The sequence below is a fragment of the Enterobacter sp. WCHEn045836 genome, assembly GCF_003965585.1.
Lineage (GTDB): Bacteria > Pseudomonadota > Gammaproteobacteria > Enterobacterales > Enterobacteriaceae > Enterobacter > Enterobacter dissolvens.
In genome coordinates, this window is record NZ_RXPT01000003.1 from 324,214 (window position 1) to 340,490 (window position 16,277).

The 16,277-nt window shown below is 56.3% G+C and carries 12 protein-coding genes; 4 read left to right on the forward strand and 8 right to left on the reverse strand.

Going from position 1 to position 16,277, the window contains the following annotated elements:
• The first annotated feature begins 121 nt into the window (after positions 1-121).
• From EKN38_RS05945 to EKN38_RS05955, 3 genes are all read left to right on the forward strand, one after another.
• Positions 122-2,824 (forward strand): glycosyl hydrolase family 18 protein, encoded by a 2,703-nt coding sequence (locus EKN38_RS05945; RefSeq protein ID WP_014831253.1) that lies wholly within the window; start codon positions 122-124, stop codon positions 2,822-2,824.
• Positions 2,825-2,961: 137 nt separating this feature from the next.
• Positions 2,962-3,414: a type III secretion system invasion protein IagB gene (iagB, locus tag EKN38_RS05950; protein WP_014831254.1), complete on the forward strand. Its 453-nt coding sequence runs from the start codon at positions 2,962-2,964 to the stop codon at positions 3,412-3,414.
• A gap of 136 nt (positions 3,415-3,550) precedes the next feature.
• Entirely contained in the window at positions 3,551-5,383 is a 1,833-nt protein-coding gene (locus EKN38_RS05955; RefSeq protein WP_126521801.1) for a glycoside hydrolase family 19 protein, read from the forward strand.
• Positions 5,384-5,479: 96 nt separating this feature from the next.
• On the opposite strand, the gene EKN38_RS05960 is transcribed toward EKN38_RS05955, so the two are convergent.
• From EKN38_RS05960 to poxB, 4 genes are all read right to left on the reverse strand, one after another.
• Entirely contained in the window at positions 5,480-6,493 is a 1,014-nt protein-coding gene (locus tag EKN38_RS05960) for an NAD-dependent epimerase/dehydratase family protein (protein WP_014831256.1), read from the reverse strand.
• 92 nt (positions 6,494-6,585) lie between these two features.
• Complete coding sequence (locus tag EKN38_RS05965) at positions 6,586-8,022, reverse strand: SDR family oxidoreductase (protein ID WP_126521803.1); 1,437 nt, start codon at positions 8,020-8,022, stop codon at positions 6,586-6,588.
• Positions 8,023-8,032: 10 nt separating this feature from the next.
• Positions 8,033-9,034 (reverse strand): low-specificity L-threonine aldolase, encoded by a 1,002-nt coding sequence (gene ltaE, locus EKN38_RS05970; protein ID WP_014831258.1) that lies wholly within the window; start codon positions 9,032-9,034, stop codon positions 8,033-8,035.
• Positions 9,035-9,072: 38 nt separating this feature from the next.
• Positions 9,073-10,791, reverse strand: a complete 1,719-nt coding sequence (gene poxB, locus EKN38_RS05975) for a ubiquinone-dependent pyruvate dehydrogenase (protein ID WP_014831259.1) — start codon at positions 10,789-10,791, stop codon at positions 9,073-9,075.
• 152 nt (positions 10,792-10,943) lie between these two features.
• On the opposite strand from poxB, the gene EKN38_RS05980 reads away from it, so the two are divergent.
• Positions 10,944-11,378 carry a DoxX family protein gene (locus EKN38_RS05980; RefSeq protein ID WP_014831260.1) on the forward strand — a complete coding sequence of 145 codons (435 nt, stop codon included), beginning with the start codon at positions 10,944-10,946 and terminating at the stop codon, positions 11,376-11,378.
• 59 nt (positions 11,379-11,437) lie between these two features.
• On the opposite strand, the gene hcr is transcribed toward EKN38_RS05980, so the two are convergent.
• The 4 genes from hcr to aqpZ form a co-directional block, all read right to left on the reverse strand.
• Positions 11,438-12,406 carry an NADH oxidoreductase gene (gene hcr / locus EKN38_RS05985; protein ID WP_014831261.1) on the reverse strand — a complete coding sequence of 323 codons (969 nt, stop codon included), beginning with the start codon at positions 12,404-12,406 and terminating at the stop codon, positions 11,438-11,440.
• A gap of 10 nt (positions 12,407-12,416) precedes the next feature.
• A complete protein-coding gene (gene hcp / locus EKN38_RS05990) occupies positions 12,417-14,069 on the reverse strand; it encodes a hydroxylamine reductase (RefSeq protein WP_014831262.1) in 1,653 nt (550 codons plus the stop codon).
• 144 nt (positions 14,070-14,213) lie between these two features.
• Positions 14,214-15,113, reverse strand: a complete 900-nt coding sequence (locus EKN38_RS05995; protein ID WP_014831263.1) for a lysine exporter LysO family protein — start codon at positions 15,111-15,113, stop codon at positions 14,214-14,216.
• 158 nt (positions 15,114-15,271) lie between these two features.
• On the reverse strand, positions 15,272-15,967 hold the full coding sequence (gene aqpZ / locus EKN38_RS06000; protein ID WP_014831264.1) for an aquaporin Z: 696 nt from the start codon (positions 15,965-15,967) through the stop codon (positions 15,272-15,274).
• Between the last annotated feature and the right edge of the window lie 310 nt (positions 15,968-16,277).

The following is a 16,277-nucleotide window of genomic DNA, read 5'->3' on the forward strand; positions in this document are numbered from 1 at the left end:
GTTTAGTAAAATTAAATATGGTTCGTGGTTTTAGTTAAATAACGTATTCAGTACTCGCCCATGTTATATGGAATACATGGTTCTTTTCATTTGTCACAAATAAGATTATCAGGAATTAATAATGAAATTTATGAAGCCAACTTATCTGGCACTCTTTGTCGCAGCCGTTTCCGGCTCCGCGTTCGCCGCAGCGCCAGGTACGCCTTCAATCAGCAGCGGTAACGATAAATTTGCCATCGTTGAAGTGGACCAGGCCGTAGTGGACTACGGTAATCTTGTTAAGGTTCACAACGACGGTGTCGACGTAAAAGTCGAGTGGAACGTCTGGAGCGGCGACGCGCCGACTTCCGGTAAAGTGCTGCTGGACGGCAAGACCGTCTGGTCCGGTGCTGCCGGTGCATCCGGTTCTGCCACCTTTAAAGTGAAAAAAGGCGGTCGCTACCAGGAGCAGGTTGAACTCTGTAACACTAGCGGCTGTACCAAAAGCGCAAGCAAGCTGATCATCGTGGCGGATACTGACGGTAGCCACCTGCTGCCGCTGAATGCGCCTCTGCAGGAAAACAACAAAACCTTCGCAAAACATACCGATAAAGTGGTTGCCGCCTACTTCCCTGAGTGGGGCGTTTACGGCCGTAACTTCCCGGTAGACAAAATCCCAGCCGCTAACCTGAACCATATCCTGTACGGCTTCATTCCAATCTGTGGCGGCGACGGCATCAACGACGGTCTGAAAACCGTGGAAAACGGCAACAGCTTCGCCAACCTGCAAAAGGCCTGTGCTGGCCGCCCTGACTACACCGTGGCGATCCACGACCCATGGGCTGCGCTGCAAAAACCACAGTCCGGCGTCTCTAACTGGGACGACCCGTACAAAGGTAACTTCGGCCAGCTGATGGCGCTGAAAAAAGCCCATCCTGACCTGAAGATCCTGCCATCCATTGGCGGCTGGACCATGTCCGATCCGTTCCATCACATGAACGATACCGCAATCCGCGCCCGTTTTGTCTCTTCTGTTAAAGACTTCCTGAAAACCTGGAAATTCTTCGACGGCGTGGATATCGACTGGGAATTCCCGGGCGGCGGCGGTGTGAATGAATCGCTGGGCAACCCGCAGGTGGATAAAGCAACCTACACCGCGCTGATGCACGATCTGCGTACCATGCTGAATGAACTGTCAGCTGAAACCGGGCGCACCTATGAACTGACCAGCGCCATCGGTGCAGGTAAAGATAAGATTGAAGACGTGGATTACACCACGGCGCAGCAGTATCTCGATCACATCTTCCTGATGAGCTACGACTTCTACGGCGCGTGGAGCATGACCGATCTGGGTCACCAGGCGGCGCTGCGTGCGCCAGCATGGCGTCCGGACACCAACTACACCACGGAAAATGGCGTTAACGCGCTGCTGGAGCAGGGCGTACAGCCAGGCAAAATCGTGGTGGGTACCGGCATGTACGGTCGTGGCTGGACTGGCGTTCACGGCTATACCGGCGACAACCCGTTCACCGGTACGGCGACCGACGGGGTGAAAGGTACCTGGGAACCCGGCGTTGTTGACTATCGTCAGATTGTGAACGAGTACAAAGGCAAACCGGGCTGGGAATATGGCTATGATGCAGACGCTGAAGCGCCATATGTCTTCAACAAATCTACCGGCGAGCTGATCTCCTATGAAGATGCCCGTTCTGCAACCGCAAAAGGTAAATACGTTCTGGCAAAAAACCTGGGCGGCCTGTTCGCATGGTCTATCGACTCCGATAACGGCGACATCCTCAATGCGATGAACGAAAGCCTGCTGGGTGGCTCCACGCCAGAGCCGGTGGTGACCAACCATGCGCCGGTTGCTTCCGCAGCGGATCAAACCGTGACCGGCCCGGCGACCGTGACCCTGGATGGCTCTGCCTCCACCGACCCTGATGGCGATGCGCTGACCTACAAATGGACCCAAATCTCTGGCCCAACCGTCACGCTGACCAACAGCACCAAAGCGAAAGCGACCTTCTCCGTCGGCGCGGTTAGCAGCAACCAGACCCTGGCATTCCGTCTGACCGTGACCGATGCGAAAGGCCTGAGCAGCACCGCTGACGTGCAGGTTGTGAACAAAGCACCGAAAGCGAACCAGGCCCCGGTGGTTAACCCGATGCAGAACGTCACTCTGGAAGCCGGTCAGACCTACGCTCTGAACGTGCAGGCGGCGGATCCAGACGGTGATGCACTGACCTACGCCTGGAGCGTGCCATCGGATATGCACGCGACCGGTACTGATACCGCCAGCGTACAGATCACCGCGCCGGAGGTGACAACGGACTCTACCTACACCGTGAGCGTTGTCGTGAGCGACGGCAAAACCAGCGTACAGTCTAACGTACAGGTTACCGTAACGCCGAAAGCCACCCCGGTTGTGCCTGATGAAGACAATACCCCGTCTGACGAAGGTAACACGCCATCTGATGAAGGTAATACTCCGTCTGATGAAGGCACTGCAACCGGCAGCTGTGATAACCCGGTTGACGCCAACGCCAGCAAATACGCGGCATGGGAATCCAGCAAAATCTACAACAACGGCGATATGGTCAGCTCCGATAATCTGGTATGGAAAGCGAAGTACTGGACTCAGGGCAACAAACCTGGCTTCAACGCCGACGCATGGGAACTGGTCAGCCAGGTGAAAATGAACTGGCGTGCCGATATGGTTTACCTCGGTGGTGACAAGACAACCTATCAAGGTTTCGAGTACCGCGCGAAATGGTGGACAAAAGGTGACAAACCAGGCAACAGCGATGTATGGGTGAAAGAAGGCGCATCCTCAGAGTGTAAATAATCTTCTGAACCTGAAATTGTGGGTGTGATATCCATCCACAATCATTGACCACACCCCGCTTCGGGTGTGGTCAGTAAATTCGAATACTTTAACAGGACGTGTTTGAGGAGAATAATAAACGGCCACGCAGGTGAATCATGAAAAGGTTTTTGTTTCTGTTATTGATATTAAGCCAAAGCGCATTTGCGAATTGCTGGAATAAAGCGGCGCATTATTATCATATTGATCCGTTTTTACTCTATGCCATCGCGAATGTGGAATCGGGGATGAACCCGTACGCCATTGGCATTAATCATGACGGAACGCGCGATGTCGGTTTAATGCAAATTAACAGCTCGCACTTTCCTGAACTCAGGCGCAAAGGTATTGACGAAAACCGCCTGATGACAGAACCCTGCACCTCCATTATGGTCGGCGCCTCTATTTTGTCGGGCATGATTAAGGTTTATGGATACAACTGGGAAGCCGTTGGCGCCTATAACGCCGGGCTTAAAAAGGAAAACTATCCCCAACGAATGGTGTATGCCCGTAAAGTCTGGCGAAAGTATCAGCAGTTAAAATTAGCCGCCCGTGACAGAACCAACTGGTGAGTTTTTTCTTTTTTGAAGAGTACCCACCCGTATTCTTCAGAAAATGAAAAGCAGCTGTCTGGCGTTTATTTATTAACGGATTAATAAATAAACCTGGATTTATTTAACGTTATCGACATTAACAGGAATAACCGAGATGAATAAAAGGACATTACTGAGCGTGCTTATTGCCGGTGCCTGCGTAGCACCGGTTATTGCTCAGGCTACCATGCTGAAGGCGGAAAGCAGCCAGCCTTATACCATCAAAGCCAGCGATCTGGCCAGAAAGGAAAAAGAGCTCACCGATTTCCCGCTGATGAAATCCGTGAAAGATACTATCCGTACGCTGGACAATGCTCAGGTAGAGCAGATTGAGCCAGGCCGTGCAGCAAACCCGGCAAACGTGAAACGCGTTGAAGGGATCCTCAAAGAGAGCGACTGGGAATATCTGTTCCCGCTGCGCGCGAAGGATTACAGCTACAGCAACTTCCTGAAAGCCGTAGGTAAATTCCCGGCGCTGTGTGATACCTACAATGATGGTCGCGACAGCGAAGCCATTTGCCGTAAAGAGCTGGCAACCATGTTTGCCCACTTCGCACAGGAAACCGGTGGTCACGAAAGCTGGCGTCCGGAAGCCGAATGGCGTCAGGCGCTGGTCTATGTGCGTGAGATGGGCTGGAGCGAAGGCCAGAAGGGCGGCTATAACGGGGAATGTAACCCGGATGTCTGGCAGGGTCAGACCTGGCCATGCGGTAAAGACAAAGATGGCAACTTCCTGAGCTACTTTGGTCGCGGTGCTAAACAGTTGTCCTACAACTACAACTACGGTCCATTCTCCGAAGCGATGTACGGCGATGTCCGCACGCTGCTCGATAAACCTGAGCTGGTGGCCGACACCTGGCTGAACCTGGCCAGTGCGATCTTCTTCTTTGCCTATCCGCAGCCGCCAAAACCAAGCATGCTGCAGGTTATTGACGGCACCTGGCAGCCGAACGATCACGATAAAGCCAACGGCCTTGTCCCTGGCTTCGGCGTGACCACCCAGATCATTAACGGCGGCGTAGAGTGCGGTGGCCCGACTGAAATTGCCCAGTCTCAGAACCGTATCAAATACTACAAAGAGTTCGCTAACTACCTGAAAGTCCCTGTACCGGCTGACGAAGTGCTTGGCTGTGCCAACATGAAGCAGTTCGATGAAGGTGGCGCAGGCGCCCTGAAGATCTACTGGGAACAGGACTGGGGATGGAGCGCAGATACCCCTGATGGTAAGACCTATGCTTGCCAGCTGGTGGGTTATCAGACGCCATTCAGCGCGTTTAAAGACGGCGACTACACTAAATGTGTACAGAAGTTCTTCAACGTGAATATCGTGAACGATGATGGCTCAGCCGTGACGCCTGACGAAGATAAGGTTACGCCGACGCCAGACGAAAATGTGACCCCAACGCCTGACGAAAACGTCACCCCAACGCCGGATGAAGATACCGTTCCTGTGCCGGCAAACCACGCCCCGGTGGCGCAGATTGCAGGGCCGATTGGTGCGGTTGAAGCGGGTGCGCAGGTCTCCCTGAGTGCAGAAGGTTCTACCGATGAAGACGGCAATAAGCTGACCTACACCTGGCGTTCCCAGGACGGCCAGACCGTTACCGGCGACGATAAAGCGGTGGTGACCTTCAACGCACCGGAAGCCGCGACGGCGCAGCAGTATGAAATCAGCCTGACCGTCAGCGACGGCGAGCTGAGCAGTACCACCTCGTACCTGCTGAACGTAAAAGCTAAGGCCGCCACACCGTCTCAGGACGAAGGCACGTCTGGCACTTACCCGGCGTGGAGCGCGAACAGTAAGTACAGCGCGGGCGATATCGTGAACAACCACGGTAAACTGTTCCAGTGCAAACCGTTCCCGTACAGCGGCTGGTGTAACAACGCACCAATGTACTATGAACCAGGCGCAGGTCTGGCATGGTCTGAGGCCTGGACGGCATTATAAACAGCAAACGGCAACCGAAAGGTTGCCGTTTTAGTCTTTACTCCCTCTCCCTGTGGGAGAGGGCCGGGGTGAGGGCATCAGGCCGCACCCAATTAACTACCGATGCAACTTCCCGTGGTCCCGCAGCCACGCCGCGGTGCGCACAATCCCTTCATCCAGCGTCACAATCGGCTTATACCCCAGCTCATTCTCCGCACGCGAAATATCCAGCGTAAAATCAAAATTCAGCTTTGATACGCCGTAATGCGTCAGTGCCGGCTCTTTGGCGGACTTGCTGCCAAAACGCTCCATGCTGCGGGCAATCATATCCAGCATGGGGTAAGGCACCGAGCGAATACGACAGTCTATCTGCAGTTCGTCGATCAGACGCTGCACAATGCTGCGCAGGGTGCAGGGTTCGCCGTTGGTAATGTTATAGGCGCGGCCAGACACCAGATTATCGCTGTCCGGCTGGCTCGCCAGCCACATGGCGTGCACGGCATTTTCGTAGTAAGTCATATCCACCAGCGCATCGCCGCCGCGGGGCAGCAGCACGCTGCCGTAGTGGTGCATCATCTGCGCCAGACGCGGGATAAACACTTTGTCATGCGGCCCGAACAGGCTTTGTGGACGCAGTATCGTAAAGCGCGTATGCGGGTTCGACTGCGCCAGCAGGTCGATCACCTCTTCGCTGGCCGCCTTGCTGCGGGCAAACTCACAGGCAAAACGGGCCGGACGGAACTCTTCCTGGATATCCCGGTGGTGGTGATAGTCGAAGTAGAGCGACGGGGAGGAGATATGAATAAAGTTACGCACGCCCCAGGCGACGGCCCATTCGCCCAGACGGCGCGTGGCGCGCACGTTGGCGAGATCGAAGGCTTCCTGGGTACCCCACGGTGAGGTAAAGCTGGAGCAGTGCCACAGGGTGTCGATTCCGGCGAGCATCACTTTCGCCTGAGAGGAGACCAGCTCCGTCAGATCGGCATGGACAAACTCTGCGCCCATTTTTTGCAGCAGTTTTCCCATCGCTTCGTTGCGACCGGTAGCCCTGACGCTGATGCCCTTGTTGCGCAGAAATTCGACCGCATTTCGGCCTAAGCCGCTGGTCGCCCCGGTAACCAGTACCTTCATATCAATCCACTGTGTTGAAAAGAATTTCGTGCGCATTCTTTCGTGAATTACGGCGCTATGCAATGGGAAAGGTGAAAGAAAGAGAGTTTTATTTAGATCTTTTCCGTCTTTTGTTCTGCGAGGTGTGCAATGCGTTTCGCCATCCCACGGAAGATAAACAGGTGCGCCGGGATCATAAACAACCAGTAGAACAGACCCGGCATCCCGTGCGGATGCCACCAGGCGCGGACGTCCAGTTCACGGTAATCGCCTTTGTCTTTCAGGGTGAAGCAGAGCCGTCCCAGACCCGGTGCTTTCATGCCGAACAGCAGCGCCAGTTGTTTTTCCGGCTCGACGATGATGACTTTCCAGCTGTCGACCGTATCACCCACCTCAAGATACGGGCGAGCAGGGCGGCCTTTCGCCAGCCGGTGGCCCACCAGCAGATCCATCGCTCCGCGGGTTTGCCAGAGAATTTTGCCGAAGAAATATCGCTCTTTGCCGCCGATCTGGTTCACCACCTCCCACAGCGATGTCAGGCTGGCCGAGGTTTTCACCGTGCAGCCCGCCTGTTTCGGGTAATAACCGTACTCCGGCCGCCAGCGGGCAAACGCTTGCGCGTCGTAGCCCCAGTCGCTGGAGTTCACCAGCTTCTCTTCTTCTTTCAGGGTATGGCGTACCGCGTCATCAAAACGGATCAGCGTCTGCGGGATCAGCGCGCGCAGTTCGCGGTCGTCTGCCAGCAGATCGTGTTTCAGCCCCTGGATCAGCGCTTTTGCAGTGGTCGGCGGCACCGAGGTGATGACATTTAAAAACCACACGGAGATCCAGCGGGTCGGGAAGGGGATGGGGATCAGCCAGCGTCGGCGGCCGCTGACGCGCATAAAATGCTCGAACTGTTCCTGATAGCTCAACACCTCCGGCCCGGCGGCCTCAAGCACGCGGTGCTGTTCGGCGGGATGGTCCAGCAGCGCCACCAGGTAATGCAGCAGGTTTTCCAGGGCAATCGGCGTGGTGCGCGAGCGTACCCAGCGCGGTGGGGTGAGCACTGGCAGGTTGTAGACCATATCACGCATCACTTCGAAGGCAGCAGAGCCCGCGCCGACGATGATCCCCGCCCGCAGTTCGGTGACGGGGATATCCGCACTGCGCAAGGTGTCCGCGGTAAGCTGGCGGGCGCGCAGGTGGTCGGACTGCTCATTTTCGGGCGCCTGGAGCGAGCTTAAAAAAATCACCTGCTTAACCGGCGTTTGCCGCAGGGCATCGCGGACGTTCAGGGCCACCTGACGTTCATGGGCGATAAAATCGCCGCCTTCGCCCATGCTGTGCACCAGGTAATACAGCGTGTCGACCTCTTCCAGCAGCGCGGGCAGCGACTCAGGCCAGTTAAGGTCGACGTTGTGGCAGGTGACGCCAGGCAGGTTTAGTTTTTGCAGGCGTTCCGTGTTGCGTGCCGCCGCCAGCACCTGATGCCCCTGCTGACTTAACGCCGTGGTCAGATGCTGACCGATATACCCGCTGGCACCAAGCACCAGAATACGTTGCGGCACGTTCTGCTCCTTAACGCTGTAAAAACGCCTGCCAGTGTTTTACGACGTCCATTAACTGCTCGCGATTGACGTCGAGGTGCATCACCAGACGCACAACAGGTGACGCGTTGATCAGGACGCCACGCGCTTTCATAAATTCACCAAACGCAGCGGCGTGGTCATCGCCCACGCGAACAAACAGCATGTTGGTGTCGTGACGCATCACATCGGCACCCACTTCACGCAGCTGCGCTGCCATCCACGCGGCGTTGTCGTGATCGTCCTTGAGACGCGCCACGTTGTTTTTGAGCGCATACAGTCCGGCCGCGGCCAGAATACCGGCCTGACGCATGCCGCCGCCGGTCATTTTACGCCAGCGGTTGGCGCGCTTGATGTAGCCCGCATTGCCGACCAGCAGGGATCCCACCGGGGTGCCCAGCCCTTTAGAGAGGCAGATGGTGAACGAGTCACAATATTGCGTAATCTCTTTTAGCTCGCAGCCGTACGCCACCACGGCGTTAAAGATCCGCGCGCCGTCCACGTGCAGCCCCAGCTTGCGCTCGCGGGTAAACTCCCACGCTGCTTTCAGGTACTCGCGTGGCAGGACTTTACCGTTGTGGGTGTTTTCAAGGCTGAGCAATCTGGTGCGGGCGAAATGGATATCGTCGGCTTTGATTTTTGCGGCGACTTTATCCAGCGGCAGGGATCCGTCCGGCGCGGCGTCGATAGGCTGCGGCTGAATGCTGCCGAGCACTGCGGCACCGCCCGCTTCGTACAGGTAGTTATGCGCGCCCTGGCCGACAATATACTCTTCGCCGCGTTCGCAGTGGCTGAGCAGCGCCACCAGGTTGGCCTGTGTACCGGTGGGCAGGAACAGGGCGGCCTCTTTACCGCTGAGTTCTGCGGCATAGCGCTGCAGTTCGTTCACCGTTGGATCGTCACCGTAGACGTCGTCCCCGACCGGGGCGGCCATCATCTCTTCGAGCATGGCGCGACTCGGTCGGGTAACGGTATCGCTGCGTAAATCAATCATTTCACATCCCTTTATTTTAAGAGGTCATGCGAAATGTTTTACCTGAGCCAGTTGGTTTTTGCCAGTTCGATCACCTCATCACCACGGCCGCTGATTATGGCCCGCAGCATGTAGAGGCTAAAGCCCTTGGCCTGCTCCAGCTTGATCTGCGGTGGGATCGCCAGCTCCTCTTTGGCGACGACGACATCCACCAGCACCGGGCCGTCGATGGAAAACGCCCGTTGCAGGGCTTCATCCACATCGGAGGCTTTTTCCACGCGGATACCGGTTATGCCGCAGGCTTCGGCAATGCGGGCGAAGTTGGTGTCGTGCAGCTCGGTGCCGTCCGTCAGATAGCCCCCGGCCTTCATCTCCATCGCCACAAAGCCCAGCACGCTGTTATTGAAGACCACGATTTTCAGCGGCAGCTTCATCTGTACCACCGACAGGAAATCGCCCATCAGCATGCTGAACCCGCCGTCACCGCACATCGCCACCACCTGACGCTCCGGGGCGGTGGCTTTGGCGCCCAGCGCCTGCGGCATGGCGTTGGCCATCGAGCCGTGGTTGAACGAGCCGAGCAAGCGGCGTTTGCCGTTCATCTTCAGGTAACGTGCCGCCCAGACGGTGGGCGTGCCGACGTCGCAGGTGAAGATGGCATCGTCGTCCGCGAAGTGGCTGATCTGCTGCGCGAGATACTGCGGGTGGATGGCTTTGTCGCTCGGTTTGGCGAGATCGTCCAGACTCTTACGCGCATCGCGGTAATCGCTCAGGGCTTTGTCGAGGAATTTGCGATCCGTTTTCTCTTCCAGCAGCGGCAGCAGGGCGGCAAGGGTGGATTTGATGTCGCCCACCAGCGCCATATCGACCTTGCTGTGTGCACCGATGCTGGCCGGGTTGATATCGATCTGAATGATTTTGGCATCCGTCGGGTAGAACGCGCGATAGGGGAACTGGGTACCGAGCAGAATCAGCGTGTCGGCATTCATCATGGTATGGAAGCCGGACGAAAAACCGATCAGCCCGGTCATGCCCACGTCGTAAGGGTTATCGTACTCGACGTGCTCTTTGCCGCGCAGGGCATGAACAATTGGGGCTTTTAGCTTACCCGCAAATTCAAGGAGCTCTTTGTGCGCGCCCGCACAGCCGCTGCCGCACATCAGGGCAATATTGCTGGCGTAACGCAGCAGTTGCGCCAGCTTTTTTAGCTCCTCTTCGGCTGGCGTCACCACCGGCTGCGGGGCGTGGTACCAGTGGGTGCTCGCCCCTTCCGGCGCGGCCTTGAGTGCCACATCTCCCGGGATGACGACAACGGAAACGCCACGGTTCAGCACGGCTTTGCGCATGGCGATCGCCAGAACCTGCGGGATCTGCTCCGGCGACGACACCAGCTCGCAATAGTGGCTGCATTCACGGAACAGCTCCTGCGGATGCGTCTCCTGAAAATAGCCACTGCCGATTTCAGATGAGGGAATATGGGCGGCAATCGCCAGCACCGGCACGTGATTGCGATGACAGTCAAACAGCCCGTTAATCAGATGCAGGTTGCCCGGCCCACACGACCCGGCACAGACGGCCAGCTCCCCGGTGAGCTGCGCTTCGGCCCCGGCGGCAAAGGCGGCCACCTCCTCATGACGGGTCGGCATCCATTCGATGGTCTTCATCTTATTCAGGCTGTCGCTCAGCCCGTTCAGTGAATCGCCGGTTACGCCCCAGATACGTTTTACACCTGCCTGTTCGAGGGTCTTCGCTATGTATGCAGCCACGGTTTGTTTCATGGTTGTCCGTCTCCTTTTTGTGATATCGCTTACAAGCTTAGAAGAAAGTCACTGTATTGCCTGCACAATACCCCTCATTTCAGGGTGGTTTTCACCGGCAATGATTCGGCATACTCTGGCGACAGATTGGGTGAAAACGGGAATCATTTCAGATGGTTAAATCATTGTTAATTGCTGTAAACGAAAAGCTAACGTGCGACGATCTCGGCAAACTCTTGTTACGACTTGCCGTCGGTGGGCTGATGCTGTTTCACGGATTACACAAGTTATTTGGCGGTGTGGGCTTCATCAGCGGCCTGCTGGTGGAAAAAGGGCTGCCGGGATTTATTGCTTACGGCGTATTGATTGGCGAAGTGGTGGCACCGATCCTGATCATTGTCGGTCTCTTCACGCGTCCGGCTGCGCTGGTGCTGGCGTTTACCATGATTGTGGCGTGGCTGATGGTGGGCACGGGCAAAACCTTTGCGCTGGACGCCGTCGGTGCGTGGGCCATTGAGAGCCTGGTGTATTTCTTTATCGGTTCGCTGGCGGTGGTGTTTTTAGGGGCAGGGCGGTACGCGGTAGGGAAAGCGCCCGCGTGGCGGTAGGGCAAAAAAAAGCCCGGTGGCGCTGGCGCTTACCGGGCCTACGATGACACGTTTAACGATTACGCGAGCACAAGATCGCCCTGCGGATGGCAGGAACACGCCAGCACATAACCTTCAGCAATTTCTGCATCGGTCAGCGTCATGGTGCTGGTCACGCTGTACTCCCCGGAGACTACCTTCGTTTTACAGCATCCGCATACGCCCGCGCGACAGGCAGCCACCACCGGCACCTTATTGCTTTCCAGCGCCTCCAGCAGCGTGGTGCCGACGCGGCCAAAGAAGGTTTGTGCCGGTTGCAGTTTGGTGAACTGAATCCCGCTGGTTGCCGCCTCCGCCACCGGCGTGAAGAACTGCTCTTTGCAGAAGCGGGTTACGCCCAGGGCTTTCACTTCCTGTTCCACAATCTCCATATACGGTGCCGGGCCGCAGGTCATCACGGTACGGTTCGCTATATCGGGCACGCGTTGCAGCAGCTCGCGGCTCAGACGTCCCTCGACAAAACCGTGCGTCGCGTTGTGCTCCGCCACCAGCGTCACCGGGTAGTTGCGCCACTCATCGGCAAAGATCACATCGTCCGGCGAGCGCACGCTGTAGATCACCTGCACGTCGGCCTGCGGGCGGTTTTTGGCCAGCCAGCGACGCATTGACATGATCGGCGTGACGCCACAGCCCGCGGCCAGCAGCAGGAATTTATCTTCGCTTTTGTCGTCACAGGTAAATTCCCCCTGAGCGTCAGACAGCCATATGTAATCCCCGCGCTTGACGTCACGCGTGAGCCACTGCGAGCCTGCACCGTCATCGATGCGGCGGATAGTGAGCGTAATGTATTCGCTGACGCCCGGCGTCGAGGAGATCGTATAGGCGCGCAATGTGTCCGCCGCGTTGCGGACACTGACCAGCGCATACTGACCGGCACGGTACGGGTAGTAGTCATGGCACAGCAGCGACAGCGTCCACACATCCGGCGTCTCCTGATGGATGTGATGAACCTGCATCCGCCACGGGCACTGAGAGGTTGGCATGGTCATGAAATACTCCTTACGCGCTCAGCAGTTGCTGCATATCTTCTTCAACGGTGGTCACGGAACGCAGACCGAATTTCTCGTTCAGCACGGCCAGCAGGTCCGGCGTCAGGAAACCTGGCGCGGTCGGGCCGGTGACGATATTGGTTACGCCCAGAGAGAGCAGGGTCAGCAGGATCACAATCGCTTTCTGCTCGAACCAGGAGAGCACCAGCGACAGCGGCAGATCGTTCACGCTGCAGCCCAGTTTCTCCGCCAGCGTGACCGCCAGAATGATGGCTGAATAGGCATCGTTACACTGACCAGCATCCACCAGACGCGGCAGCCCTTCAATGTTGCCGAAGTCCAGCTTGTTGAAACGGTATTTACCGCAGGCCAGCGTCAGGATCAGGCAATCTTCCGGCACGCGGGTGGCGAAATCGGTGAAGTAGTTACGCTCACCGCGCGCGCCGTCACAGCCGCCAATCAGGAAGATGTGGCGCAGCTTTTCACGGCTGACAAGGTCAATCAGCGAGTCTGCGGCGCCGAGCAGCGTTTCGCGGCCAAAACCGACGGTAATGAGGTGCGGAATTTCACTGTACGGGAAGCCCGCCATCTGCTGCGCCTGGGCGATCACCGGACCGAAATCGTCACCTTCAAGGTGGCTCACGCCCGGCCAGCCGACGATGCTGCGGGTCCAGATGCGGTCATCATACGCGCCGACGGTCGGGTCGATGATGCAGTTAGAGGTCATCACAATTGGCCCCGGGAAGCGGGCAAACTCGACCTGCTGATTCTGCCAGCCGCTGCCGTAGTTCCCGATCAGGTGTTTGAATTTACGCAGTTCCGGGTAGCCGTGTGCGGGCAGCATTTCGCCGTGGGTATAAACGTTAACGCCGGTGCCTTCGGTCTGCTTCAGCAGGTTGTGGAGATCTTTCAGGTCGTGGCCGGAGATGAGAATACATTTGCCTTCGGTCGCTTTCACGTTGACCTGCGTTGGTGTTGGATGACCGTAGGTGCTGGTTTCACCGGCATCCAGAATGCTCATCACTTTGAAGTTCATCTGGCCGATTTCCATGGAGCACTCAAGCAGCGCATTCATATCGGCAGGCCAGGTGCCCAGCCACGCCATGATTTTGTGGTACTGCGCGTAGATGTCGTTATCGTACTGGCCAAGCACGTGTGCGTGCTCCATATAGGCTGCGGCACCTTTCAGGCCGTACAGGCACAGCAGGCGCAGGCCGAGAATGTTCTCGCCAATCGCCGCTTTGTCTTTGTTCGGGGTAAATTCTGCGGCCTGACGCTGTAATTCGCCCAGGTCGTCACTCACCAGCTGCAGTTCTGACATCGGGTTGTCCACGCGGGCGCTGGCATCGGCGTTCAGGCACTGCGCTTTCAGCGCTTCACGCAGGGCAATGGCTTCACGGGCGTACCCGACAATGCGCGGCGAATCAAAGTTAACGTTAGTCAGCGTGGAGAAAAAGGCGCGCGGCGCAAAGCTGTCTACGTAGTGGTCGACAATACCGTACTCGCGGGCTTTGAATGCCCAGGCGGAAAGCCCCTGCAGGGCAGCAATCAGCAAATCCTGCAGGTCTGATGTCTCTGCGGTTTTACCGCACATACCCTGCGCGTAAGAACAGCCATTGCCTGCCGGGGTACGGATAGTTTGTTCACATTGCACACAAAACATAATCACACCTGTTAAAGTTATATTTGATATACATGTTTAAGATTATGCCTGTGCCACAACGCTGAAAAGGGCTTTCTTGTACTAAGTGGAGGGAGATTGATTTAGCGCAATTTTGGCGGCAGGAGCCCTACCGCCAGAGAGGTATCAGGCGGAGAAAAAGGCCATCAGAACAGGCACCAGCAGGCTCAGAATAAAGCCGTGCACAATGGCGGCGGGCACCATCTCCAGACCCCCTGAACGTTGTAATACTGGCAGGGTAAAGTCCATCGACGTGGCACCGCACAGACCCAGCGCGGTAGAGCGGCTGCGGCGAACCAGACCCGGGATCAGCATGATGGCGATTAACTCCCGCGCCAGGTCGTTAAAGAAGGCTGCGCTGCCAATCACCGGACCGAATGATTCGGTCAGCAGGATACCGGAAAGGGAATACCAGCCGAATCCGGAGGCCATGGCCAGCCCGGTTTTCAACGGCAGGTCGAGAAGAAAGGCGTTAATCACCCCGGCGACCATGGAGCTGGCGACCACGATAACGGCAACAATCATTCCCCGACGATTCAGGACAATCTGTTTCAGCGTCATGCCATTATTGCGTAACTGGATACCAATAAGGAACAGCAGGAAGATCAGGGTATATTCGCTGGCTTCGGTGGCGTGCTGTAAAAAAGACCATCCGGTGAGCCCAAGCACAAAACCGAGCACCACGACGCCGCACAGTTTTAATGATTCCAGCGCCATCGCAATTCGGGAGGGCAGTTTTTCCTGATGGTGGTGGTTTTTCCACGGAATAGTACGCTCAAGCCAGAATAGCGCGGCGATATTGCAGAACAAAATAACCACAACAGTCACGGCAGAATAATGCAGGATCGCCAGCAGATTTGTCGCCAGGTTATCCAGAAAGGCCAGGCTAATCCCCATAAAGAAAAGAATGACGTAAACAATCCAGCTGAGAAAACGGTTGATGAGCCGTAATGCGGATTCACGACGCAGCGGAATCAGGTAGCCCACGATTAAGGGCAGGAGAATAATGAGGAGTCCTGAAAACATGAACAACCGGTCCTTGTGAGTATCTGTTAAGCGCCAGAGACACTACCCAATAAAGGCTGTTCAGTAAAGCGGCAAAAAGAAAGCCGGGTGGCGGCTGCGCCTTACCCGGCCTGTTGTCCTCACCCCGGCCCTCTCCCACAGGGAGAGGGAGGGAAAGATTAATCGCGTTTTTCCAGCAGGGTGCGATACAGCACGCCGCCCAGAATACCGCCGACGATCGGCATAACCCAGAACAGCCACAGCTGCTCAAGTGCCCAACCGCCCTGGAAGATGGCGACAGCGGTACTGCGCGCCGGGTTCACAGAAGTGTTGGTCACCGGAATGGAGATCAGGTGGATCAGGGTCAGTGCCAGACCAATGGCGATGGGCGCGAAGCCCGCAGGGGCGTATTTGTCGGTCGCGCCGTGGATCACCAGCAGGAAGCCGGCGGTCAGCACAATTTCAATCACAATGGCGGAGAGCATGGAGTAGCCGCCAGGCGAATGCTCACCGAAGCCGTTCGACGCAAAACCGCTGGCTGCGGCGTCAAAGCCGGCTTTACCGCTGGCAATCACGTACAGAACGCCTGCGGCAATAATACCGCCCACGACCTGAGCGACAATATAACCAATGACCTCTTTGGCCGGGAAACGACCACCGGCCCATAAGCCTAATGTCACAGCCGGGTTAAAATGACCACCGGAAATATGTCCCACGGCGAAGGCCATGGTTAATACCGTTAAACCAAATGCCAGCGCGACGCCGACAAAACCAATGCCGAGTTCCGGAAATGCTGCTGCCAGAACGGCACTACCGCAGCCACCAAACACCAGCCAGAATGTACCAAAGCATTCTGCTGCTAATTTTCTGAACATAACCACCTCAATAAACTTCCGCACGCTTTCCCGCGCGCGGGATATATCGCCATAAAGGGATGACGACTCAAAGAGCCCGTATTTTAAAAACCAATAACACCCCTTCGCCACTTAAATAAATTCGGTTAATTTGATTTAAGGCAATGTGATGTCGATCCTTGTTCAAACTGGAGGTGAATAGAGCATAGTCCAATTTGCGGGCAATAGTTTGTTGTGCTGTTGAAACTATTTCAAATGAAACTTGCCACGTAAATTCTTAATTTTTTCGCGCCTGCAAAGAATAATCGGGACGTATGGCAGTGTTCTGCAC